This window comes from Streptomyces sp. NPDC002232 (genome assembly GCF_042890295.1).
In the GTDB taxonomy this organism is placed as follows: domain Bacteria; phylum Actinomycetota; class Actinomycetes; order Streptomycetales; family Streptomycetaceae; genus Streptomyces.
In genome coordinates this window covers 346001-366902 of record NZ_JBIARV010000004.1, presented here as the reverse complement: position 1 = coordinate 366902, position 20902 = coordinate 346001, and the positions used below count along the sequence as shown (strand labels likewise).

21 protein-coding genes are annotated in these 20902 nt (G+C 74.1%); 14 read left to right on the top strand and 7 right to left on the bottom strand.

Annotation, left to right across the window (positions count from 1 at the left end; all coding sequences use genetic code 11):
- Positions 1-46 precede the first annotated feature (46 nt).
- From ACFYXU_RS19660 to ACFYXU_RS19625, 8 genes are all read left to right on the top strand, one after another.
- Positions 47-553: an Asp23/Gls24 family envelope stress response protein gene (locus ACFYXU_RS19660; RefSeq protein ID WP_389458874.1), complete on the top strand. Its 507-nt coding sequence runs from the start codon at positions 47-49 to the stop codon at positions 551-553.
- Between the two features lie 71 nt (positions 554-624).
- Positions 625-810 (top strand): hypothetical protein, encoded by a 186-nt coding sequence (locus ACFYXU_RS19655; protein WP_376512224.1) that lies wholly within the window; start codon positions 625-627, stop codon positions 808-810.
- Positions 807-1988 carry a DUF6286 domain-containing protein gene (locus ACFYXU_RS19650; RefSeq protein WP_389458872.1) on the top strand — a complete coding sequence of 394 codons (1182 nt, stop codon included), beginning with the start codon at positions 807-809 and terminating at the stop codon, positions 1986-1988. The genes ACFYXU_RS19655 and ACFYXU_RS19650 overlap by 4 nt, the downstream gene beginning before the upstream one ends.
- Positions 1985-2563, top strand: a complete 579-nt coding sequence (locus ACFYXU_RS19645) for a hypothetical protein (protein ID WP_376512221.1) — start codon at positions 1985-1987, stop codon at positions 2561-2563. The genes ACFYXU_RS19650 and ACFYXU_RS19645 overlap by 4 nt, the downstream gene beginning before the upstream one ends.
- Positions 2553-3452: a YihY/virulence factor BrkB family protein gene (locus tag ACFYXU_RS19640; RefSeq protein WP_376512219.1), complete on the top strand. Its 900-nt coding sequence runs from the start codon at positions 2553-2555 to the stop codon at positions 3450-3452. The genes ACFYXU_RS19645 and ACFYXU_RS19640 overlap by 11 nt, the downstream gene beginning before the upstream one ends.
- Before the next feature lie 51 nt (positions 3453-3503).
- Positions 3504-4091 carry an RNA polymerase sigma factor gene (locus tag ACFYXU_RS19635; protein WP_376512217.1) on the top strand — a complete coding sequence of 196 codons (588 nt, stop codon included), beginning with the start codon at positions 3504-3506 and terminating at the stop codon, positions 4089-4091.
- Positions 4082-4699 (top strand): Asp23/Gls24 family envelope stress response protein, encoded by a 618-nt coding sequence (locus tag ACFYXU_RS19630; protein ID WP_361391492.1) that lies wholly within the window; start codon positions 4082-4084, stop codon positions 4697-4699. The genes ACFYXU_RS19635 and ACFYXU_RS19630 overlap by 10 nt, the downstream gene beginning before the upstream one ends.
- Complete coding sequence (locus ACFYXU_RS19625; protein WP_376512215.1) at positions 4696-5019, top strand: hypothetical protein; 324 nt, start codon at positions 4696-4698, stop codon at positions 5017-5019. The genes ACFYXU_RS19630 and ACFYXU_RS19625 overlap by 4 nt, the downstream gene beginning before the upstream one ends.
- Before the next feature lie 9 nt (positions 5020-5028).
- Here the strand turns inward: ACFYXU_RS19625 and ACFYXU_RS19620 are convergent, their stop codons facing one another.
- The 3 genes from ACFYXU_RS19620 to ACFYXU_RS19610 form a co-directional block, all read right to left on the bottom strand.
- A complete protein-coding gene (locus ACFYXU_RS19620; RefSeq protein ID WP_389405959.1) occupies positions 5029-5625 on the bottom strand; it encodes a helix-turn-helix domain-containing protein in 597 nt (198 codons plus the stop codon).
- Positions 5626-5746: 121 nt separating this feature from the next.
- On the bottom strand, positions 5747-6598 hold the full coding sequence (locus ACFYXU_RS19615; protein ID WP_389458870.1) for a universal stress protein: 852 nt from the start codon (positions 6596-6598) through the stop codon (positions 5747-5749).
- Between the two features lie 397 nt (positions 6599-6995).
- Positions 6996-7661: a hypothetical protein gene (locus ACFYXU_RS19610; RefSeq protein WP_389458868.1), complete on the bottom strand. Its 666-nt coding sequence runs from the start codon at positions 7659-7661 to the stop codon at positions 6996-6998.
- A gap of 198 nt (positions 7662-7859) precedes the next feature.
- Here ACFYXU_RS19610 and ACFYXU_RS19605 point away from each other — a divergent pair, with 198 nt between their 5' ends.
- From ACFYXU_RS19605 to ACFYXU_RS19590, 4 genes are all read left to right on the top strand, one after another.
- A complete protein-coding gene (locus ACFYXU_RS19605) occupies positions 7860-9512 on the top strand; it encodes a phospholipase A2 (protein WP_389458866.1) in 1653 nt (550 codons plus the stop codon).
- Positions 9513-9714: 202 nt separating this feature from the next.
- Positions 9715-12516: a S8 family serine peptidase gene (locus ACFYXU_RS19600; RefSeq protein ID WP_389458864.1), complete on the top strand. Its 2802-nt coding sequence runs from the start codon at positions 9715-9717 to the stop codon at positions 12514-12516.
- Positions 12517-12718: 202 nt separating this feature from the next.
- Positions 12719-12934 carry a LapA family protein gene (locus ACFYXU_RS19595; RefSeq protein WP_389458862.1) on the top strand — a complete coding sequence of 72 codons (216 nt, stop codon included), beginning with the start codon at positions 12719-12721 and terminating at the stop codon, positions 12932-12934.
- Positions 12935-13081: 147 nt separating this feature from the next.
- Positions 13082-14173 carry a PP2C family protein-serine/threonine phosphatase gene (locus ACFYXU_RS19590; RefSeq protein WP_389458860.1) on the top strand — a complete coding sequence of 364 codons (1092 nt, stop codon included), beginning with the start codon at positions 13082-13084 and terminating at the stop codon, positions 14171-14173.
- Between the two features lie 40 nt (positions 14174-14213).
- Here the strand turns inward: ACFYXU_RS19590 and ACFYXU_RS19585 are convergent, their stop codons facing one another.
- Positions 14214-16301: a SpoIIE family protein phosphatase gene (locus ACFYXU_RS19585; RefSeq protein WP_389458858.1), complete on the bottom strand. Its 2088-nt coding sequence runs from the start codon at positions 16299-16301 to the stop codon at positions 14214-14216.
- Positions 16302-16430: 129 nt separating this feature from the next.
- Here ACFYXU_RS19585 and ACFYXU_RS19580 point away from each other — a divergent pair, with 129 nt between their 5' ends.
- Positions 16431-16652, top strand: a complete 222-nt coding sequence (locus tag ACFYXU_RS19580; protein ID WP_389405964.1) for a hypothetical protein — start codon at positions 16431-16433, stop codon at positions 16650-16652.
- 167 nt (positions 16653-16819) lie between these two features.
- A complete protein-coding gene (locus tag ACFYXU_RS19575) occupies positions 16820-17353 on the top strand; it encodes an EF-hand domain-containing protein (protein ID WP_329852457.1) in 534 nt (177 codons plus the stop codon).
- A gap of 68 nt (positions 17354-17421) precedes the next feature.
- Here the strand turns inward: ACFYXU_RS19575 and ACFYXU_RS19570 are convergent, their stop codons facing one another.
- From ACFYXU_RS19570 to ACFYXU_RS19560, 3 genes are read right to left on the bottom strand one after another with little or no spacing between them, the layout of a single operon-like run.
- Complete coding sequence (locus tag ACFYXU_RS19570) at positions 17422-18381, bottom strand: class I SAM-dependent methyltransferase (protein ID WP_376512198.1); 960 nt, start codon at positions 18379-18381, stop codon at positions 17422-17424.
- Positions 18378-19484 (bottom strand): NAD(P)-dependent alcohol dehydrogenase, encoded by a 1107-nt coding sequence (locus ACFYXU_RS19565; RefSeq protein WP_389406445.1) that lies wholly within the window; start codon positions 19482-19484, stop codon positions 18378-18380. Before ACFYXU_RS19565 ends, ACFYXU_RS19570 begins: the two co-directional genes overlap by 4 nt.
- Positions 19485-19486: 2 nt before the next feature.
- Positions 19487-20896 carry an aldehyde dehydrogenase family protein gene (locus tag ACFYXU_RS19560; protein ID WP_389458855.1) on the bottom strand — a complete coding sequence of 470 codons (1410 nt, stop codon included), beginning with the start codon at positions 20894-20896 and terminating at the stop codon, positions 19487-19489.
- Between the last annotated feature and the right edge of the window lie 6 nt (positions 20897-20902).

Below are 20902 nucleotides of genomic sequence, written 5' to 3'. Positions count from 1 at the left end.
CAAGGGAGTGGAAGTGCCGCACACCCCCCGAGAAAGGGACGTACACATGACCGTCCAGCAGCAGGTCCCCGTGTCGAAGCCGCTCGCCGCCCAGCGGACGGACAAGTCGGCGGCGGGCACGACCGAGGTGTTCCTCGGCGCGACCGGGGCGGACGAGCCCGCCGCCACCCGGGGGAAGACGTCCATCGCCGACATCGTCGTCGTGAAGGTCGCCGGCATCGCCGCGCGTGAGATCCCGGGCGTGTACGACATGGGCGGTGGCCTCTCCCGCACCATCGGCGCGGTCCGCGACCGCGTCCCGGGCGGGCGCCCGAACGTCGGCCGGGGCGTGAAGGTGGAGGTCGGCGAGCGTCAGACGGCCGTCGACCTGGACCTGGTCGTCGAGTACGGGGTCGCCATCACCGAGGTCGCCGCCGCCGTGCGGGAGAACGTCATCTCGGCCGTGGAGCGGATCACCGGCCTGGAGGTCGTCGAGGTCAACATCTCCGTCATCGACGTGCGCCTGCCCGAGGACGACGACCCGGAGGAGACCGCCGACTCCCGCGTCGCGTGACGGAGCCCGCGGTCAGGCGTTGAGGGAACGCGCCCGCCCCCGGGGCGGCGCGCGGCAGAGAGGCGGAGAACATGAGTAGGGCGTTCATCGGAATGATCGCCGGAATGGCCCTGGCGTTCGCCGGATACTTCGGCGGCTTCACCGCCTTCGTCCTGGTAGCCGTCCTCGGCGCGGCCGGATACGGGGCCGGAGCCTGGCTCGACGGCGGCGGACGGCTGCACGAGCTGCGGGACGTGCTCGATCGGGGCAGGCGATGACCGAGGCGGCCGAGCGGGGAACGACCACGATCACGGACCGGGCCGTCCGCAAGATCGCGCAGCGGGCGGCCGGGGAGGTCCTGCCTCCCTCGCTGGCGGGCGCGGCCCGCGGTTCGGCGAGGGTCCGCGGCCGGAGGGCGGGGGTGACCCTGCGCGTGGCACTGCCCTATCCGGCGCCGCTCTCGGAGACCGCCCGTCAGGTGCGGGAGCACGTCGCGGACCGCACCCGGGAGCTGACCGGGCTGGACGTCCCCCCACCCCGGCTGACGGTGAGCCGGCTCGCGACCTCCGCCCCCGCACCGGCCCCGGCTCCCCCGCCCGGGGCGGTGCGTCCCGGTCCGCGGTACTGGTGGTCGGCCCGCCGTGTCCCGACGGCCGTGCTCCTGCTCGTGGGGACGGCGGTCGCGGCGACCGTGACCGCCGACGTCCTCCAGGTGTGGGTGCTGCACCACCACCCGGCCGCGTGGCGCCTGCGCGCCGTCGACTGGCTGTCCGGGCACGGCCCCGGTGATCCGGCCGTCACCGCCGGTTCCCTGGTCGCCGTCGCCCTGGGGGTGTGGCTGCTGGTCCTCGCCCTGACCCCGGGACGGCGGCGGCAACTGGCCCTCGGCACCGCCGCGTCCGGTGTCCGCGGTGCGGTGGACCGGAAGGCGGTGGCCGCGCTGGTGCAGGACGCGGTCGACGAGGTGAACGGCCTCACCGGGGTGCGGGTCCGACTGGGGCGCCGCCGCGTCCTCGTCCGTGCCCGGCTGGCCTTCGGGGAGCGCGGCGACGCCCTGGGGCAGGCCGTCGCCGCGGCCGAGGGGGCGGTCGAGCGCTGCCTTCTGCGCCGCCCGCCGCGGTGCAGGGTGGTCGTGGTCCCGGATCCCACGTGGCGGCCGCCCCTGTCCCCGACCGAGTCCGGGACGAAGGCGTTCGTCCCGGGTCCGGCGACGAGCGGGCTTCCGGCCGGTACGGCGACGAGCGGGCTTCCGGCCGGTACGGCGGGCGGGCCCGAGTCCGGTCCGGCCACCGGCGACCCGACGCCCGCTCCGGCGACCAGCGGGCCCGAGTCCGGCGGTTCCGCGACGAGCGGGCCCGAGTCCGCCTCCGCGACCAGCGGGCCCGAGTCCGCCTCCGCGACCGGCGGGCCCCCGTCCCGTTCCGCCGCGGGCGAGCAGGAGGGTGCGACCGCATGAGAGAGCCCCGTACCGTCGTCAACCGCTCCGTCCTCGCCGCCCTCGGGCTGCTCCTCCTGCTGGGCGGAGCGTGGCTGGCCGGCGCGGACACGGACCTCGCCCGGCGGTTCCCGTCGGCGTGGCCCGCCCCCGGGTCCACCTTCCTCGGGCCGGGGACGACGGCCGAGCTGCGCGAGCACGGCTGGTGGACGCCCGCCGTCGTCGCGGCCGGCACGCTCGTCACGCTTCTCCTCGCCCGGTGGGCGTACGGCCAGATCGTCGTCCGCCGGGGATCGCGCGTCCCCCTGCCCCAGGCGGGAGGCGCCGCCCTCAGCCGGCGGGCCCTGGAGACGGCCCTCTCCCGGCGTGCGCTGGCCGTCGCCGGCATCGGCCGCTGCCGGCTGCGCGCGCGCCTGCGCGGAAGCCGTCTGGAGCTGCGGCTCCGGGTGTGGCTGGAGCCGGGAGCCGGTCCGGACCGGGTCGTCCCGGAGCTGCTGGCGGTCACGGCCGAGGCCGCTCGGGCGGCAGCCCCGTACGAGATCGGCGCCCGCGTGCGCATCAGCTCCCTCTCCCGGCGGGCGCCGCATGTCCGCTGACACCCGACCGTCCGCACACGAGCACCGGGCCGCCGCCCCCTCCACCTCCCACGCCTGGTGGGGTGCGCTGCGCCGCACCCCCGCGACCCTGTGGAAGGACGACGTCACCGATGCCGCCGCCGCCCTGACCTACTACGCGATCCTGGCGATCCTCCCGACCCTGCTCGTCACCGTGCTGGCCTTCGCCCTCGTCAGCCCGGACACCGCCGAGCAGTTCACCGCCCACGTGACGCGCTACGCCCCGGGCGACTCCGGCGCCGAGCTGCACGAGCTCCTCGGCCGGGCGCCGGACCAGCACTCCGCGACCTGGACGCTGCTCGCGGCGGGCGCCGCGAGTGCCCTGTGGTCCTCATGCAGCTACCTGGCCGTCTTCCGCCGGGCCCTGCACGCCATGCACCGCGTCCCGGACCGCCGCTCCACCTGGCGCAAGGCCCACCGCATCGTCATCACGGCCCTGGTCCTGCTCGTCCTGCTGGTCGTCGGATCACTCGTCCTGATCCTCAGCGGTCCCGTGGCCAAGAGCGTCGGCGGGCTGCTCCACCTCGACGACAGCGTGTCCTTCGTGTGGTCGCTGGCCCGGTGGCCGCTGCTGCTCCTCCTCGTCGCGGTCCTGGTCCTGGTCGTCTTCCGCACCGGCCCTCCCTCCGCCCGTCTCCGGCGCCACAGCCTGTCCGGCGGCACCCTGGCCGCCGTGCTGTGGCTGACGGTGTCGGCCGGCTTCGCCCTGTACACCTCGGTCCTCGGTGCCTACAGCCGTCTCTACGGTTCGCTGGGCGGCTTCGTCGCCTTCCTCGTCTGGCTCTGGCTGTCGAACGTCTCGCTGCTCGCGGGGGCGCAGTTCACCGCCGAACTCCGTGCGGGAACGAAGGTGCGGATTCCCTCGGCGTAACGAAAACGGGGTACGCGGTGTCAAAGAACCGGAGGCTGGAAGGAGCCCGTATTGAGCGCGCGTCGAGGCCCGGACGACCATGGGGGCGAGGACGTGCCCGAGGCCGACGTCCGACTGCTGGCCGTCAGAGCTGCCGAAGGGGACGAGGAGGCGTTCGAGGTGCTCGTACACCGACATTCCATGCCGATGATCCAGCTCGCCACGCGCCTCCTGGGCAACCGCGCCGAGGCCGAGGACGCGGTCCAGGACGCGTTCGTCAGCGCGTGGCGCAGTCTCCCCGAGTACCGGGGCGAGGCGATGTTCGGCACCTGGCTGCACCGCATCGTGACCAACCGGTGCCTGAACCTGCTGCGCGCCCGCAGACCCGCCGCCGACCTCGACGCGGTCGCCGAGCCGGCCGCACCGGACCACCAGTCCTCGCCCGCCCGGGCCGCCGAGTCGCAGGCGGCGGTGCGCGACCTCGCCCAGGCGATGCGGGCGCTGTCCGCGGAGCAGCGGGTGTGCTGGGTCCTGAGGGAGATCGAGGCGCAGCCCTACGACACGATCGCCCGGACCGTGGGGATCAGCCCCGAGGCGGTACGGGCACGCGTGTTCCGGGCCCGGCGCATGCTGACGGAGGCGATGGCCGCATGGCGATGAACACTCCTCACGACCCCGTCGCCGAGGACGACGACCTCGAACTCCTGGCCTGCGGGAGGGACCTGGCCTCGGTGTGGGAGACGGCCGGCCGGCCGGACGCCGACCCGCACACCGCCGACTGCCCGTACTGCCGGGGGGCCGTGGAGGACCTGGAGCGGCTCCGTGCCGCCGCGCTCCCCGCGACCTCCCCGCCCGCCGCCGAGATCGACACGGCCGCTCTGGTCCGCCGTGTGATGGACGTGGTCCGGCTGGAGCTGCGTCCCGGCCGGGACCTGCCGCTCGGTGAGGTGGAGGAGGACACCTGGATCTACGAGTCCGTCGCGGCCCGGGCGCTGCGCGCCGCCGCGGAGGAGGTGCCCGGGGTCCGCGCCGGAAGCTGCCGGATCACTCCTCCCGGCAGCCGTACCGATCCGGCACGCGGGCCGGTGGCCGTCCGCGTCGCCGTCACCGTCGCGTACGGGCTCGATCTGATGACCGTCTCGGAGGCGGTGCGCGACCGCGTCGCGCAGGCCGCCCGCGAGCGGCTCGGTCTGGCCGTGTCCGCGGTCGACGTCACCGTCACCGATCTCCACGAACCCCCGGACCAGCCTCGGAAGGCCTCAGCATGAGCAACGGACGGGCGCAGGCCCTCGATCGCACGGTCGCAGACGCCGTCCTCGCCGTTCCCGGTGTGGCGTGTCTGCGGCCGGGGCTGCGCGCGCTGCTGCACGCTCCCGGGGTGCGCCCGGCCTCGGGTGCCTCGGAGCCGGACTCGGCGGTACGCATCACCCGGGACTCCCAGGGGAGGGTGACGGCGATGCACATCCGGATCGTGGTCCGGGCGGAACGTCAGGCCGCCCGTACCGCGCAGGCCGTACGGGCGGCGGCCGCGGGGGCCGCCGCCGCGGCACCGGAGGTGGTGCGGGTCACCGTCACCGGCATCGTCTGAGCGGCACCGCTACAGGGGCGGCGGGCAGGTGAGAACGACCCACAGGGCGAGGGACCACACGCACGCCGCGACCGCGAACAGCCGGAGGCGGCGGATCCGCTCGGGGGTGACCGGGTCGGACCCGCGCCCGGCGACGTGGACCACCCGCAGCGGACGGGGAGCGGCCGAACGCGCGGGAGCAGAATCCGGAACGGCGCGCGGCGATCGGGCGGGGACGGTCCGTGCAGCGGGATCAGCCGCTCCCCCGGTCGGTGCGGTCCGTGTCGTCGACGGACTCCGGTCTCCCGCCGCCGGACGTCCGTCACGGCCTCCGCCCCGCGCGGGGGCGTCGGCCCGGGCGGTGACGCCGGGCTGGGCCAGGCCCGCCAGGAACCGGCCGTAGGCCTCCTTGCGACGGCCGCGGGGCGTGGACCGGCCGGACTCCCAGGACCGCACGGTCGCGGGGGTCACGCCGAAGGCGAGGGCCACCTGACGGGTCGACAGGCCCCACCGCTCCCGCAGACGACGCCGCTCGCCCGGCTCGGGCAGGTCTCCGGGGCGCCGCTTGGGCATCCGGGGTGCCGCGTGGCCGATCTGACGGGGGAGGATCTGATGCGCTGTGGTCATACTCGTGTGACAATCCGCGCTTCTCGGGCGTGACGGACGATCTCCGACGTTCATCCGAAAAGAGCATCGCGCGCATGACGGGCCCGGGCGTCCGCCACCTCGCGACGGACGCCCGGGTCCGTCAGGTGTGCGGTACGACCGCGACGGGGCAGGAGGCGTGGTGGATGACGGCGTGGGTGACCGACCCGAGGTGCGAGCCCCGGGCGGCCCTCCGCCGGCCGACGATCACCAGGCGCGCGTCCGAGGACGCCTCGATGAGGTGCTCGGCCGCCCGTCCCGGCGCGGACACCTCCGCCACCTCGGTCGCCGGGTACCTGTCCCGGAAGGGCCGGACGGCCCCGGCCAGGGCCGCCGCCCTCTCGTCTCTGGCGGCCGCGTCGGCGTGGTGGACGAAGGAGTCGTGCCAGGTGTGCACGATCTCCAGCGGGACGCCGTGACGTCCGGCGAAGTCGAACGCGAAGTCCAGGAGCTCGTCCTTGGCCTCGTTCACGTCCAGGCCGAGCACCACCTTCCGGGCGGTGCCGCTCCCCGACGCACGGGAAGCGTCCTTCTCGTATCCGGGGCGGACGAGGACCACCGGCCGCTGGGCTTCCGAGATGACCTCCTGCCCGACCGAGCCGACGACGAAGCCGCGGACGCTGCCCAGTCCGTGCGAGCCCACGACGAGCAGTTCCGCCCGGGCCGCGGCGGCGAGCAGGACGCTCACCGGGGCGTCCTCGACCTCGTCGGCGGTCAGGGCGACGTCCGGCTGCCGGGATCCGACGCGCCGCTCGGTCTCGGCCAGCACGCCCTCCGCCGCGTCGGCGCGGTCGTCGTGCGACACCTTCATCGCACCCAGCTGATGCTCCGCCCATCGGGTGGCGTACACCAGCCGCAGGCCGTCGCCGCGCACCGCCGCCTCGTCGGCGGCCCAGTCCACCGCCGCCACGCTGCCTTCAGAGCCGTCCACTCCCACGGTGACGGGTCGGGACATCGCCGCTCTCCTCGCCTCGGGCCATCGTCGACAGCCCCCTCGCGGGGGCGTCGGTGGGCGCCCCCGTGCGAGGCACCCGGTCACGACGCTACCGAGCCGCCGGAACAACGGCCCGCCCAGCGTGCGACCGCGCCGCCGAAGTACCCGTCCGGCGGAGCGCCGCGGCGGAGGCATCCCGGACGGACACGGAACCCAGGCGCCCTGGAGACGTCGGATTGCTGCCGCAATCAGGATCACGGCTCCGCCGGACAACCACCCTCAATGACCCGCCGTCCCCCAACTCGCCGCCACAGCACCGATTTAGGACACTATCCGCCATTACCGGGTAACGCACTGCTTGCGTGCTGTCACCAAGCATGAGCCATCCCATGTGACCCAGATCACATTTCACTCCGGATCAAGGGGCGAGATTTGCGGAAAAGAATCTGCCGTCCTTGGGTGCGACACAGGCCTCGACCTCCGTCAGCTCGCCCTGGGCCCGGCCGTCCAGGCACAGGCGTCCCCCCTTGTCCCGGAGGTCGATGACGAAGGTCGTCACCGCTCCGGACCCCCTCAGGTCATGGATGCGCTCGTCGACGTAGCCGAGGCCGTTCAGGACCTTCCTGACCTGGGCGGGATCGGGCTTCTCCAGCGGCAGCAGCGCCTCGGCCACACGCTGTTCGTGCTGCACCCCCGCGCACCAGTCGCGGGCGTCCAGCTCGACCTCCGGGCCCGCCGAGGGGGCGACCGGCTCGACCGCGCCGCCCGGCGGGGTCTCCCCCGCGGCGCCGGGCGGCGGTTCGACCGGAGCGGTCGGCGGCTCGCCCTCCGGGGTGGCCTGCGGCTTCCTCTTCGTACCCGGCGGGGGGCACTCCCGCGCCACCTCGTCCAGCATGCCGACGAAGGACGCGTCCTTCCCGGCCGGGGCGGCGTCGACGGACTCGGCCCGCCCACGCGGGGGATCCGGCTGCCCGGAGCCGCAGGCGGCCAGGGCCAGAGCGGCGAGGGCCGTCACCGCGAGGGAGCGGCCACCACGACTCCAAATGGTGTCAACTGCTCTGATACGGACTCGGGTTGGGTTCATGGGCTCAGTCTTGGGCCGGCCCGGACCCGCCACATGAGTACGCGTACTCATGTGGCGGGTGCCGCGGTCTGAAATCTTCACTGCTGCAAGGAGGCGGAAGCAACTACAGCCGCTTTCAAGCCACTTGTGGCCGTGATCGACACCGGTCTACGGTCCGCAGCGATCAAGCACCTCACCTACGACACGAGGGGGGAACTCGTGCGCAAGTCAGCTCTGCCTGTCATGGCCGCACTCTCCATGGCCCTGCTGATTCCGCAGCAGGCCGCCGGAGCCGCCGTCATCCAGCAGCCGCAGGCCGCGTCCGCCACCGTCGATCCGCCGCTGGCCGACGGAGAGATCCAGCAGGTCGGTCCCGGCCAGTACTCCACCGCGGAGAAGTCCTTCGAGCTGTACGAGACCGATGTGGCCGAAGGCCTCATGGGCCGCACTCATACGGTGACCACGGGCGCCGACGGCGTCGCGAGACCGGAGTCGGCGCCTGCGACCCGTCCGGACCAGGGGGTCTTCGGCCCCGGCTGGGAATCCGGCTTCCTGGGGGGCCAGCTCAACCGCAAGCTGGAGCAGAAGGGCGGCTCCGTCGTGGTCACCGACCTCGACGCGAAGGTCTCCGTCTCGTACGCCCTCAAGAGCAGCGTCGACTACCCGAGCGGCGGTGGCGTCAAGAAGTACGAGACCACCACCGGCGACAAGATCACCGAGACCACCACCTACAACGAGGCCACCGGCGCGCTGGTGACCACCGCGGTCGAGACGCTCGCCCCCGCCACCGGCACCCCGGACACGGACGTGACCGGGGACGAGGACGCCGGCGCGCCCGTCGGCATCGCCAACCTCACGGCGACCTACAACTGGAAGCAGGTCGCTCCGGGCGCCGACAAGTGGCGCGTGACCAGCGTGGGCAACCTGGCCGACGGCGCCACCGCCACGGTCTCCTACGACACCAAGGGCCGGGTCGGCACGGTCAGCGAGCCCGCCACCGCCGACGCTCCGGCGCATTCGGTGACGGTCAAGTACTCGACCGCCACGACGGCCACCGGCTCGGCGCTCGGTGAGTACACGGGCCGGGCCAAGGAGATCACCCTGACGTCGGGCGCCACCACGCAGACGCTGGCGCGCTACTCCTACGACGCCTCGGGCCTGCTCCGCAACGTCACCAACCCCACCGAGGGCACCGACCCGGTCTCCTCGTACGCCTACGACTCCACGGGCCGCGTCTCCGACGTCGCCTCGCCGACGAACGGCGCGTGGGACCTGTCGTTCCCGGCCGCCTCGGCCGAACCGAACGCCGCCCCCGTCGGCACCGACCTGCCGTCCTCGACCGACCCCCTGCGGGGCCCGGCCGGCGACGGAACCGCGACCGCTCCCCCGGCCGGGGACTTCACGACGGGTGAGATCAACGACCCGCAGGCCTACCCGCGCTACTGCAACCGCGCCACCGAGTGGATGTGGTACCTCAACCGGGGCTGCGTCGCCTGGGCCGCGCACTACGGCTGGCACTGGCCGTACTTCCGGTACACGCCCACCGGCTTCCGCGTGGCGGGCATCCTCTACGACGGGTGCAGCACCCCCGGCCCGAACGTCAGCCGCCCGGGCGGCTTCAACTTCCGGGCCGCGTGCGACACCCACGACTACGGGTACGGCCTGATCGGCAACACGTACAAGGGCTACCGGTACTACCTGGACCGCAGCAAGAAGTCGAACGTCGACAACGCCTTCTACAGCACGATGAAGACGCACAGCTGCAAGGCGTACAACATCCTGGTCCGCTGGAAGTGCAACTCCTACGCCTACGTGTACCTCAAGGCCGTGGCCTGGAAGGGGCACCCGAAGAACGGTGCCAACAAGACCTGATGACGGGTCGGCGCACCTTCTGACGCACGACGGCACGCAGCACGCCCCTCGGGCGTGAAGGGGCCGGGTGGCGGACACCGACTGTCGCCGCCCGGCCCGCTCCACGAGGACCTCCAGCACATCGCCCCTTATCTCCCCGGGCTGCGCCGTGCCTGCTTCCCACGGGCCTGGCCATGACGCGCCCCCTGCTCACCGAGGCACTATGAAGAGAACGATCCGGGCGACGCTCGTCACCGCGGTGACGGCCGTGACCCTCGGCGCCGCGATACCGGCGCACGCCCTCACCCCGACGAGCACCCCGACCAGCACCCCGGCGGCGGCCGCGTCCGACCCGGTCGACCCGCCGCTCTACGACCGGACCGCGGGCGGCGGCAAGGTCCGCGTCAACGTCGTCACGCAGACGCTCGGGGACGTCGCCGCCGCGGCGGCAGCCGGCGAGAAGAAGCAGGAGTTCCGGACGGTACCGGTCGTCACCCTCAAGGTGGACCGGAGCGGCCTCGACCGGCTCGCCGCGCAGCCGGGCGTGGTGAGCGTCACCGAGGACAAGGTGGAGCGGCCGACCCTGGACGAGAGCATCCCGCTGATCGGCGGTGACGCCGCCCTCGCGGCGGGCAAGAACGGCACCGGGCAGGCGATCGCCGTCCTGGACACCGGCGTCGAGACCGCCCACCCGTTCCTGAGGAACCGCGTCGTGGCCGAGGCCTGCTTCTCGCCGAGCGACGCCGAGAGCGGCGTCGTCAGCCTCTGCCCGAACGGCGCCGACACGCAGGAGGGCACCGGTTCCGCCGACACGGCGGCCGGACCCTGCGCGACCCTGGCCGACTGCGACCACGGCACGCACGTGGCCGGGATCGCCGCCGGCAACGGCGCCGGGATCACGGGCGCTCCGAAGCGCGGTGTGGCGCCGGCCGCCGGCATCGTCGCCATCCAGGTCTTCAGCGAGTTCACCACCGAGGAGTTCTGCGGCGGCGTCGCCCCCTGCGTGGGCAGCTACCAGAGCGCCCAGCTCAAGGGCCTCGAACACGTGCTGAAGCTCAAGCAGGCCGGTACGCCGATCGTCGCGGCCAACCTCAGCCTCGGCAACGGCCGTTACACCACCGCCTGCGACACCGATCTGCGCAAGCCGGTCGTGGACAGCCTGCTGAGCGCGGGCGTCGCCACCGTGATCGCCGCCGGGAACAACGGGCACACCGACGCGGTGAGCATGCCCGGCTGCATCTCCTCCGCCGTCACGGTCGGTTCGACCACCGACGACGACGAGCTGTCCGCCTTCACCAACCGGGGCCCGCTGCTGGACCTGTTCGCCCCCGGCACGAGCATCGTCTCCTCGGTGCCCGGCGGCACCTACGCCTCCAAGAACGGCACCTCCATGGCCGCGCCGCACGTGGCGGGCTCGTACGCCGTGCTCAAGCAGGCCTTCCCCACCAAGAGCGTCGCCGAGCTGACCGCCCTGCTGAAGAGCAGCGGACGCGCCATCACGTACACCGGCGCCACCACTCCCCGGATCGATCTCGGAGCCGCCGTCGGCGGCGGGGGCAACGTCCCCAAGCCGGCCGGGCTGACCGACTTCAACGGTGACGGCGCGGAGGACATCGCGATCTCCGACCCCCAGGCCAGCGTCGGCACGGACGCGAAGGCCGGCCTGATCCGCATCGTGTACGGCGGCGGCAAGGGCACGGCGGAGATCAGCCAGGACCTGGACTGGGTGCCCGGCGGCTCCGAGGCGGACGACTACTTCGGCGAGACCCTCGCCACCATCGACTGGAACAAGGACGGCTTCACCGACCTCGTCGCCGGGACCCCGAGCGAGACCGTCGGCACCGCCACCGACGCGGGCTTCGTCGACATCCTGTACGGCGCCGCCGGCGGTCTGGGCGCGGGCACGCTGAAGGCCACACACCTCGAACAGGGCACCGGCACGGGTGCGATCGCGGGCTCGGCGTCCGAGGCCGGCGACCGCATGGGGCACCGGATCGCGGCCGCGGTGAACGACGCCGGCCGGCCGTACCTGGTCATCGGCGTGCCCGGCGAGGCCCTCGGCAGCGTCGCGCAGGCGGGTTCCTCGTTCTACGTGTACGGCACGACCAGCCTGGCGATCAGCCAGGCAACGGCCGGGGTCCCCGGTGATCCCGAGACGGGCGACCTCTTCGGCTGGTCCGTGGCCGCCGACCAGAACTACATCGCGATCGGCTCCCCCAACGAGGCCCTGGGGACCACGGCGAAGGCCGGCGGCGTCGTGATCTTCGACGCCAACCGCTTCGACTCCACCGGCCACCCGCTGCCGCTCGCCGGACTCGACCAGGACAACCCGGCCATCTCCGGCGGTTCCGAGGCGGGCGACCAGTTCGGATACGCGGTGGCCATGGCGCCGTTCCGGGCGGCCGGGGCCCCCGCCGCCACGGAGTCGATCCTGGCGATCGGCTCACCCGGTGAGAGCGTGACGGTCGGCACCGAGGACCGCGCCAACGCGGGCCGCGTGGTGCAGATCCGCATCAAGGCCGACGGCACCTGGAGCTACCTGCGCGAGCTCAAGCAGGGCACCGCCGAGGACGACGTGTCCGGCACCTCGGAGACCGGTGACCGGATGGGCGAGTACCTCACGGCCGTCAACACCGCCCCCGGTGCGGTGAGCACCGTCGCGTCCATGCGGCTCGCCGTGGGAACGCCCGGTGAGGACATCGGCACCGTGGCGAACGCCGGCGCGGTCCACACGTTCTCGCTGGCCGGATCGGCCGGTCCGAACGACCGCTGGATCGAGGCCGGCGACGGCGACGGCATCCCCGGGTCCCCCGGCGCCAACCAGTACCTGGGCCGGAGCATACACTTCACGGCCACCCGGCTGTACGTGGGCATGCCCTCCGGACCCCTGGCCACGGGCGTGCTCTACGCCCTGCCGATGTCCAACGTGACGGGGGGCGGCGCGGTCGCCGCCACCACCACGTACAAGCCCGGTTCCGCCGGCCTCCCGGCCAACGGCGTGGCCTTCGGCTCCACGGCGCGGTAGACGGCACTCCAGGCGAACGGCCCCCGAAGGCATCGGCCTTCGGGGGCCGTGCGTCGTCCCGGCTCCCCGGGAGGATCGGCCGGGCGAGATCCAGGGCGGCCGTTCGACCCCGCTCAGCGATAAGTCGACCGTTCGACCCCGCTCATCGATAATGGGTGACATGCCCCGAAATACCGCAAACAAGGCATACGGTCCGTCCACGGTGACGGTCAAGGGGCGGGACCTGCGACTGCGCACCCTCGCCTTCCTGGTCCTGGCAGCCCTGGCCATCTGGTTCATCGCGGCGAACACGGGATCGGTGACCATCAGACTGTGGATTCCGACGGTCTCGCTCCCCCTCTGGATCGTCCTCACCGTCACCCTCCTCGTCGGCATCGTCCTCGGCCTGTTCATCGCCCGCCGCCGCGCGCAGCGGTGACGGCGACGCGGATCGCGAGCGCGCCCCGGCACCCTCCGCTACCGCGCGACTCCTGAGCGTCCGATGCCGACGACGTGCGGGCCCCGCCCCAGGAGGCGCGCCCGCGCCGCGTCGCTGAGCGGGCCCCTCGCGGATACGCTGGGATTCATGATCGAGTCCGGACGGCCGTGGCTCCGTCGGAGCTACGGCTACGGCAGGCTCGTGCGGCTGTCGCCGGTGATTCTGACCGTCGTGATCGCGAGCCTGGCCTACGCCACGCCTCCGGAGCTGGCCTTCAGCCGCCTCCTGCCCGCGGCGCCGGCTCTGGCCGCCGCCATGTGGCCGGTCCTCCCGACCGTCCTGCTCGGGACCGTCTGCCTCCTGCTGATGATCGGCCTCAGCCTCGTCTTCCCCGATCTCGGGACCTGGTGGACGTGCGGGGGGATCGTCGCGGTCACCGTGGCCGCCGCGTACGGCAGCCACGTCCGGCTCCAGCGGGAGCGCACCCTGATCCAGGTGCGGCTCGTCGCCGACGCGGCCCAGCAGGTGGTGCTGCGGCCCCTGCCGCACCGCTTCCGGAACGTCGAGATCGAGTCGCTGTACCTCGCGGCCGCCGCCGAGGCCCGCATCGGCGGGGACTTCTACGAGGTGATCGACACGCCGTTCGGGGTCCGCCTGCTCATCGGCGACGTACGGGGCAAGGGCCTGCCGGCCGTCGGGGCGGCCGCGGCGATCGTCAACGCCTTCCGGGAGGCGGCGCACGGCGAGGCGGCCCTGGCCGATGTCGCCCGCCGGCTCGACGCCAGCTGCGCCCGACACAACGCCGCCCATCCGCCCGAGGCGCCGATGGAGCGCTTCGCCACCGCGCTCCTCGTCGAGATCCCGCACGGGGGCGGCCACATCAGCATCGTGAACTGCGGCCATCCCCCACCGCTGGTCCACGGCCGCAGGAGCGTGCGCGTCCTCGAACCGTCCGCGCCGTCGCCGCTGCTCAGCCTCGCGGAACTCATCGGCGACCACTACCGTTCGGACGCCTTCGCCTTCGCGCCCGGCGAGCTGCTCCTCCTCTACACGGACGGGATCGCCGAAACGCGCGCCCGGGACGGTGAGTTCTTCCCGCTGACCGCCTGGATGCGCCGACAGCCCCCCACCCCTCCCCGTGATCTGCTCACCGCGCTGCACCACGACCTGCTCCGGCACAGCCGGGGAAGCCTCGACGACGACATCGCCGCCCTGGCCGTACGCCTGCGCACGCCGTGACCCGGCCCCGCCGCCCACGGCGGGCGGCGGATCGTGGCCGTCACGGCGCGGGCAGGGCCTGCTCCGCCCAGATCGTCTTGCCCGTCGGCAGATAGCGCGTGCCCCAGTGCTCGGTGAGCTGGGCGACCATGAAGAGCCCGCGGCCGCCCTCCTCGTCGTTCCCGGCGTACCGGGCGTGCGGGGAGGTGTGCTGCGAGTCGGAGACCTCGCAGATGAGGGAGCGGTCCCGGATCAGGCGCAGACCGATCGGGCCGGAGGCGTGCCGGATCGCGTTGGTGACCAGCTCGCTGACCACGAGCTCCGTGGTGAAGGCCAGATCGTCCAGTCCCCACCGCCCCAGCTGCTCCGCGGCCACCGACCGGGCGCGCGCGACAAGGGCGGGGTCCGGGGACAGCTCCCAGGCCGCCACCTGGCGCGCGTCGAGCGCCCGGGTCCGCACGACCAGCAGGGTCGCGTCGTCCCGCACGTGGTCCGGTACGAGCTCCTCGACGATCCGGGCGCACAGCGCGTCGGACGACACCGCGCGCCGCTCCCCGAGCACGGCCGCCAGCCGCTCCAGCCCCCCGTCGACGCCCTGCCCCCGGGCCTCCACGAGGCCGTCGGTGAACAGGACGACCTGGCTGCCCTCGGCGAGCGGCACCTCCGCGGCCTCGTACGGAAGCCGTCCCACGCCCAGCGGAGGCCCCGGGGGCAGACGCAGGAACCCGACGGGGCCGTCCGGCGGCACCACGGCCGGCGGCAGGTGTCCCGCCGCCGCCCAGGTGCTCGTCCCGGAGGCCGGGTCGTAGATCCCGTAGACGCAGGTGGCTCCGACGGCGCCGCCGGCGTCCGGGCCCCGCGCGCTCTCGTCCGACGCGTCCCGGCCGACCTGGTCGTTCAGCCGGGCGAGGAGTTCGTCGGGCGCGAGGTCCAGCTCGGCCAGGGTGCGCACCATCGCGCGCAGGCGCCCCATGGTGGCGGCGGCCCCCAGCCCGTGGCCGACGACGTCCCCCACGACGAGTCCCACCCGGGCGCCGGACAGCGCGATGACGTCGAACCAGTCGCCGCCGGCGCCCAGGTGGCTGTCGGCGGGCAGGTAGCGGCTCGCCGCCTCGACCGCGCTCAGCTCGGGGAGCGAGCGCGGCAGCAGACTGCGCTGGAGCATGAGCGCGGCGGTGCGCTCCCGTCGGTACCGCCGGGCGTTGTCGATGCAGACGGCGGTACGGGACGCCAGTTCCTCGGCCACCGCCCGGTCGCCGTCGCCGAAGGGTTCCGATTCCTCGCCCCGTACGAACGTGACGAGGCCCAGGGGCGCGCCGCGCACGACCAGCGGGACGTACAGGTGTGTCGGCGCGACGACGGGGTCCTCGGTCGCCCGGCCCCCCGCCAGGCTCTCGGCCTGCGGGGATCCGGCGGCGTGGGCGACCCGCTCACCCACGCGGGAGGGTGCCCCGCCGGAATCGGCCGCGCGCACCAGCTCCCCGGCCGTGGCGGGGCCGGGATCCTCTCCTTCGAGTACCTCCGCCGCCACGTCGACCAGCGCGGCGTCGGCGAAGTGCGGCACGGCGACCCCGACGAGCTCCGCCGCCGTACGGAACGGGTCGAGGGTCGCGCCGATCCGGGCGCCGGCCTCCGCGAGGAGCGCGAGCCGCTGCTGCGCGCGGTAGTGGTCGGTGACGTCGATGGACTGTTCGCACACCCCCACGGGCTCTCCCCGGCCGTCGAGGAGCCGGAAGTACGACGAGGACCAGACGCGCTCGCGCCGCGGGTCGGCGGGGGCGCGCCCCCGGAAGTGCACGTCGATGACCGGCTCACCGGTGTCGAGGATCCGGCGGACGAAGTCCTCGGGCGACGCCAGGTGCTCGGTGGTGAGGAGGTCGCCGGGGAAGAGTTCGTTCATGGAGCGGCCCAGCGACGCGGAGAGGTCGCCGCCCAGCTCCCGGACGCTGGACGCGTTGGCCCACAGGAGGCGTGCGCCCGGACCGTAGATGGTCAGCGTCACCGGCGACTGGGTGACGAGTCCCTGGAGCATCGCCTGCCGGGTCTCCCACCAGCGAAGACCGTCCAGTTCGGCCGCCATGAGGACGGCGGAGGGGGCCCGGCCGGTGGCGTCGGGGGCGGGTGCCAGGGGGCGCAGCGTCACGGCCACGCGCAGGGTGTGTCCACCGCGGTGCCGCACGTCGACGACCGCGCTGCGCGACCCGTCGAGCCGCAGCGGCGAGTCCGGTCGCGAGGGTTCCGTTCGCGGCGGTTCCGTTCGCGAGGGTTCCGTTCGCCCGTGCTGCTGTCGCGGCTCTTCCGGTCGGTCGCGACCGACGGGCGGGACGAGCAGGTCCGCCGCCCGGCGTCCCAGTACCTGCGGGGCGGTGTATCCCAGGAGGGCCTCGGCCTCGCGGCTCCACCCGACGAGCACGCCGTCCGCGGCGATCAGGGCGAAGGCAGCCGGGGGCGGACCGAGGGGCCCGCCTTCGTCCACCCCGGCGGGAGACGTGAAAGGTAGCCCTTCCATGCTCCCATCATCCTTCCGAGCGGTCGCGACCGCAGTGCGCTCACTCCTTCCGGTACCGGAGACCGCCTCGCCGTCACCCTTCTGCCCCCGGCGCGGTTGGAGGAAGCACGGATGGAGCAGGGCCCGGACCCACGGGCCGTACGAGACAGGTGACGGACATGCGCACTGAGGCCGCCCAGCGGATCGAGCTGGTCTTCTCCCTCTTCGACGCCAACGGCAACGGGGTCCTCGACTCCGGCGACTTCGATCTCATGACGGGACGCGTCCTGGAGGCGGCGGTCGACTCGGACGCGGGCGCCAGGGAGGCCATCCGGGCGGCGTTCCGGCGGTACTGGACGACGCTGGCCACCGAGCTGGACGCCGACGGCGACGGCGTGATCACCGTCGAGGAGTTCCGCCCGTTCGTGCTCGACCCCGAGCGCTTCGGCCCCACGGTCGGCGAGTTCGCGCGGGCGCTCTCCGCGCTGGGGGACCCGGACGGGGACGGGCTGATCGAGCGCCCCCTGTTCCTGTCGCTGATGAGGGCGATCGGCTTCGAGGAGGCGAACGTCCACGCGCTCTTCGACGCGTTCGGCCCGGACGCCGAGGACCGCATCACCGTGGCGACGTGGGCCTCCGGCATCGAGGACTTCTACGCACCGGATCTGGCCGGGATCCCCGGCGACCGGCTGGTGGGGACCCCGGCCGCCTGACCCCACCAGACCCGGACATCACGGGTCCGCGCGTCACGGACCGCGGACCGTACGTCGCGGTCCGCGCGTCACGGACCGGGTTTGTGGGCGAAGACCCACCGGTTCCCCTCCAGGGCGTCGTTCGGCTCGGGGAGGGGGCCGCGTCCGTGCCGGCGGCTGAAGTCGAAGGGCGTGCGGATCGCCGTGGACCAGCCCCGGTCCGCCAGGTGCCCGGCCGAGTCGGGGCGCGGTCCCAGGTCGAAGAGGCCGAGCAGGTCGATGCCGATCCGCTCCCGCGTCGCCGTGTAGATCGCGCTGTCGCGGTAGGCCAGCAGGTCGTCCTCCAGCTTGGCCTCGAAGGCCAGGGCGCTGCCCCCGGCGGTCAGCCGGTCCACCGCGTCGACGAGGCGGGTCTCCGCGGGGCCCGGCAGGTAGAAGAGCAGTCCCTCGGCCAGCCAGACGCTCGGCGCGCCCGTGTCGAAACCGGCGGAGGTCAGCGCGGTGACCCAGTCCTCGCGCAGGTCGGCGGCGACGGGGACGCGCTTCGCCCGAGGGGCGGCCGAGAGGTCGGTGAGCACCCGCTGCTTGAACGCCAGGACGCCGGCCCGGTCGATCTCGAAGACCACGCAGTCGGAGGGCAGGTCCAGCCGGAAGGCGCGCGTGTCCAGGCCGGCTCCCAGCAGGACCACCTGACGGACCCCTTCGAGGACGGATCCGAGGACGAAGTCGTCGAGGACCCGGGTCCGCAGCCCGAAGTACCGGGCGAACCTGCCCCACAGCGGGTCGGCGTCTCCCTCCGGGACCTGCCCGATGCGTACCGGCCAGCCGGAGCAGGCCGGGGCCGCGCGGACGAAGTGCTCGGCGTGGACGTCCCGGGCCAGGCTGTCGTGGCGGTGGGTCTCGATCGCGCGGGCCGCGGCGACCAGGAGGGCGGTCAGTCCCACGCCTCCGTCGACGCCCTCCGGGTCGGGGCGCGGGGGCGCCGTGGCGGTCGTGCGGTCCCCGGGCGCGGGTGGGGAGGGGTCCTCGGTGGTGAAGGTCTCGCTCATCGGTCTCTTCTCTCCGGCAGCAGGACGGGTTTGACGACGCGTCCGGCGTCGCAGTCCCGTTCGGCCTCGTTGACGTCGGCCAGCGGGTAGGTGCGGATCAGCTCGTCGAAGGGGAAGCGGCCGGCCTGCCAGAGGCCGGTCAGCCGGGGTATCAGCAGGCCGGGGACCGCGTCGCCCTCACAGATGTGGCGGATGCCCCGGCCCCGGTCGAGCGTGCCCGGTTCGAGCGTCAGCGGGGTGTGGAGACGCGCCACCAGACCGAGCGTGCCGGTGGGGCGCAGGGCGTGGAGCGCGTCGTTGATGAGCGGGGCCGAGGCCGTGGTGTCCAGGGCGTACTGGGCTCCGCCGTCGGTCAGCCGGCGGATCCGCTCGGGCAGGCCGCGCGGTGCGGCGGGCAGCGGGGTCGCGCCGAAGCGTTCGGCCAGGTCGAGCCGCTCGGGGCGGTGGTCCACGGCCACGGTCCGTACGCCGGCGGCGGTGGCCGCCATCACGGCGGCGAGGCCCACCGCGCCCGCGCCGAGGACCGCGAGGGTGTCGCCGGGCCGCGCGGCGAAGGTGTTCAGGACGGCTCCGGCCCCGGTGAGGAAGCCGCAGCCGAGCGGTCCGAGCAGTTCGAGCGGGAGCGCCGGGTCGACGCGGACGGCGTTGCGGGCGGGGACGAGCGCGTACGCGGCGAAGGAGGACTGGCCGAACCAGCGGGGGGCCAGTGGCCTTCCGTGGGCGTCGGCGAGGCGCGGCGGCTCCTCCGCGCGTCCGCCGAAGAGGTTGAGGGAGGCGAAGGAGTCGCAGTAGGCGGGGGCCGCGGCGCGGCAGTTCCGGCAGCGTCCGCAGGAGTCGAAGCTGAGCACGACGTGGTCGCCGGGGCCGAGCGAGACGTCGGGGCCGCCGCCGGTCGCCACCACGACCCCGGCGCCCTCGTGGCCGAGGACCGCCGGGAGCGGACTGCGGCCGGCCGATCGCCGGACCGCGAGATCGGTACGGCACATCCCGGCTCCCGCGATCTCGACGAGGACCTCGCCGGGGGCGGGGTCCGTGGGCAGGAGCACCTCCTCGATCGTGAACGGGGCCTCGTAGGCGCGCAGGACGGCGGCCCGGAACCGCAGGGTCACGCCTGCTCCTCCCCCGGGCGGTGGACGACGAACGGCCGGAGGTTCCCGTAGAGGCCCCAGGGGCCGCCCGCGACGCCGACGCCGCTGTCGCGGACGCCCGCGAAGGGCTGGGCGAGGGAGAGTTCGGCGTGGTGGTTGATCCAGGCCGTGCCGCATTCGAGCCGGTCGGCCACCGCCTCGGCCCGGTCGGGGTCGGCGCTCCAGACGGAGCCGCCCAGTCCGAAACCGGTGCCGTTGGCCGCGTCGACGGCCTCGTCGAGGCTCCGGTAGGGCAGTACGGGCAGGACGGGCCCGAACTGTTCCCCGGTCACCACCGGGCAGTCGGGCGGGACGTCGGTGAGGATCGTGGGGGCGAAGAAGTGGCCCGCCCGGTCGAGCCGGTGACCGCCGGCCGCGGCCCTGGCGCCCGCCTCCAGGGCCTGTCGCGTGACCGCTTCGACCCGGGCCAGCTGGGGTGCGTTGCTGACCGGGCCGATCCGGGTGTCCGGGTCGAGTCCGGATCCGACCGTGACGCTCCCGGCCCGGTGGGCGAGGGCTTCGACGACCTCGGCGTGGAGCCGGGCGGGGGCGTACACGCGTTTGACGGCCATGCAGACCTGGCCGCAGTTGCGGAAGGCGCTCCAGAACAGCCGGTCGGCGATCCGCTCGACGTCGACGTCGTCGAGGAGGACGGCCGCGTCGTTGCCGCCCAGCTCCAGGGTGACCCGGGCGAGCGAGCCCGCCGCGGCCTCGGCGACGGCGCGACCGGTGGGCACCGATCCGGTGAAGGTGACGTGCCGGATGCCCGGATGGGCGGCGAGGCGGGCGCCGAGGGGTTCCCGGCCGGTGACGACGGTCAGGACGTCCTCGGGCAGGACGGCCGCGAGGAGGGAGCCGAGCAGCCGGGTGGCGAGCGGGGTGTGCGGGGACGGTTTGAGGACCACCGTGTTCCCGGCCGCGAGCGCGGGCGCGAACTTCGCCGCCGCGAGCTGGAGCGGGAAGTTCCACGGGACGATCGCCGCGACGGGCCCGACGGGCCGCCAGCGGACCTCGCTGTGGACGGGCCGGCCGTCGTCGATCCGGCGGGTCCTGGGGGCCAGGTCGGCGAAGTAGCGCAGCCGGGCCGCCGTGCGGGCGATCTCGGCGTACGACTCGGCCAGGGGTTTGCCCTGCTCCCGTGTGAGCAGCCGGGCGAGGCCGTCGCCCGCCGTCTCCACGGCGTCGGCGGCGGCGCGCAGGGCGGTGGTGCGGGCGGCGGGGTCGGCGCGCCAGCCGTGCCAGGCCCGCAAGGAGCGGGCGACCGTCGCGTCGAGCTCGTCCGGCCGCTGGTCGGGGGCCTCGTCGACGACCTCGCCGGTGGCCGGGTCGAGGACGGCCAGGCGCGCGCCGCGGTGCCCGGGGAGGGGTGCTGCCTCGGGTGTCGGCATCCCCGG

What these genes read in the sequence shown, in the direction of transcription:
- ACFYXU_RS19650 (WP_389458872.1), top strand. Translation starts at nt 807, where the DNA reads ATGACCGAGGCGGCCGAGCGGGGAACGACCACGATCACGGACCGGGCC.
- ACFYXU_RS19660 (WP_389458874.1), top strand. Translation starts at nt 47, where the DNA reads ATGACCGTCCAGCAGCAGGTCCCCGTGTCGAAGCCGCTCGCCGCCCAG.
- ACFYXU_RS19640 (WP_376512219.1), top strand. Translation starts at nt 2,553, where the DNA reads ATGTCCGCTGACACCCGACCGTCCGCACACGAGCACCGGGCCGCCGCC.
- ACFYXU_RS19630 (WP_361391492.1), top strand. Translation starts at nt 4,082, where the DNA reads ATGGCGATGAACACTCCTCACGACCCCGTCGCCGAGGACGACGACCTC.
- ACFYXU_RS19600 (WP_389458864.1), top strand. Translation starts at nt 9,715, where the DNA reads ATGAAGAGAACGATCCGGGCGACGCTCGTCACCGCGGTGACGGCCGTG.
- ACFYXU_RS19610 (WP_389458868.1), bottom strand. Translation starts at nt 7,661, where the DNA reads ATGAACCCAACCCGAGTCCGTATCAGAGCAGTTGACACCATTTGGAGT.
- ACFYXU_RS19570 (WP_376512198.1), bottom strand. Translation starts at nt 18,381, where the DNA reads ATGAGCGAGACCTTCACCACCGAGGACCCCTCCCCACCCGCGCCCGGG.
- ACFYXU_RS19655 (WP_376512224.1), top strand. Translation starts at nt 625, where the DNA reads ATGAGTAGGGCGTTCATCGGAATGATCGCCGGAATGGCCCTGGCGTTC.
- ACFYXU_RS19590 (WP_389458860.1), top strand. Translation starts at nt 13,082, where the DNA reads ATGATCGAGTCCGGACGGCCGTGGCTCCGTCGGAGCTACGGCTACGGC.
- ACFYXU_RS19575 (WP_329852457.1), top strand. Translation starts at nt 16,820, where the DNA reads ATGCGCACTGAGGCCGCCCAGCGGATCGAGCTGGTCTTCTCCCTCTTC.
- ACFYXU_RS19620 (WP_389405959.1), bottom strand. Translation starts at nt 5,625, where the DNA reads ATGACCACAGCGCATCAGATCCTCCCCCGTCAGATCGGCCACGCGGCA.
- ACFYXU_RS19560 (WP_389458855.1), bottom strand. Translation starts at nt 20,896, where the DNA reads ATGCCGACACCCGAGGCAGCACCCCTCCCCGGGCACCGCGGCGCGCGC.
- ACFYXU_RS19645 (WP_376512221.1), top strand. Translation starts at nt 1,985, where the DNA reads ATGAGAGAGCCCCGTACCGTCGTCAACCGCTCCGTCCTCGCCGCCCTC.
- ACFYXU_RS19615 (WP_389458870.1), bottom strand. Translation starts at nt 6,598, where the DNA reads ATGTCCCGACCCGTCACCGTGGGAGTGGACGGCTCTGAAGGCAGCGTG.
- ACFYXU_RS19625 (WP_376512215.1), top strand. Translation starts at nt 4,696, where the DNA reads ATGAGCAACGGACGGGCGCAGGCCCTCGATCGCACGGTCGCAGACGCC.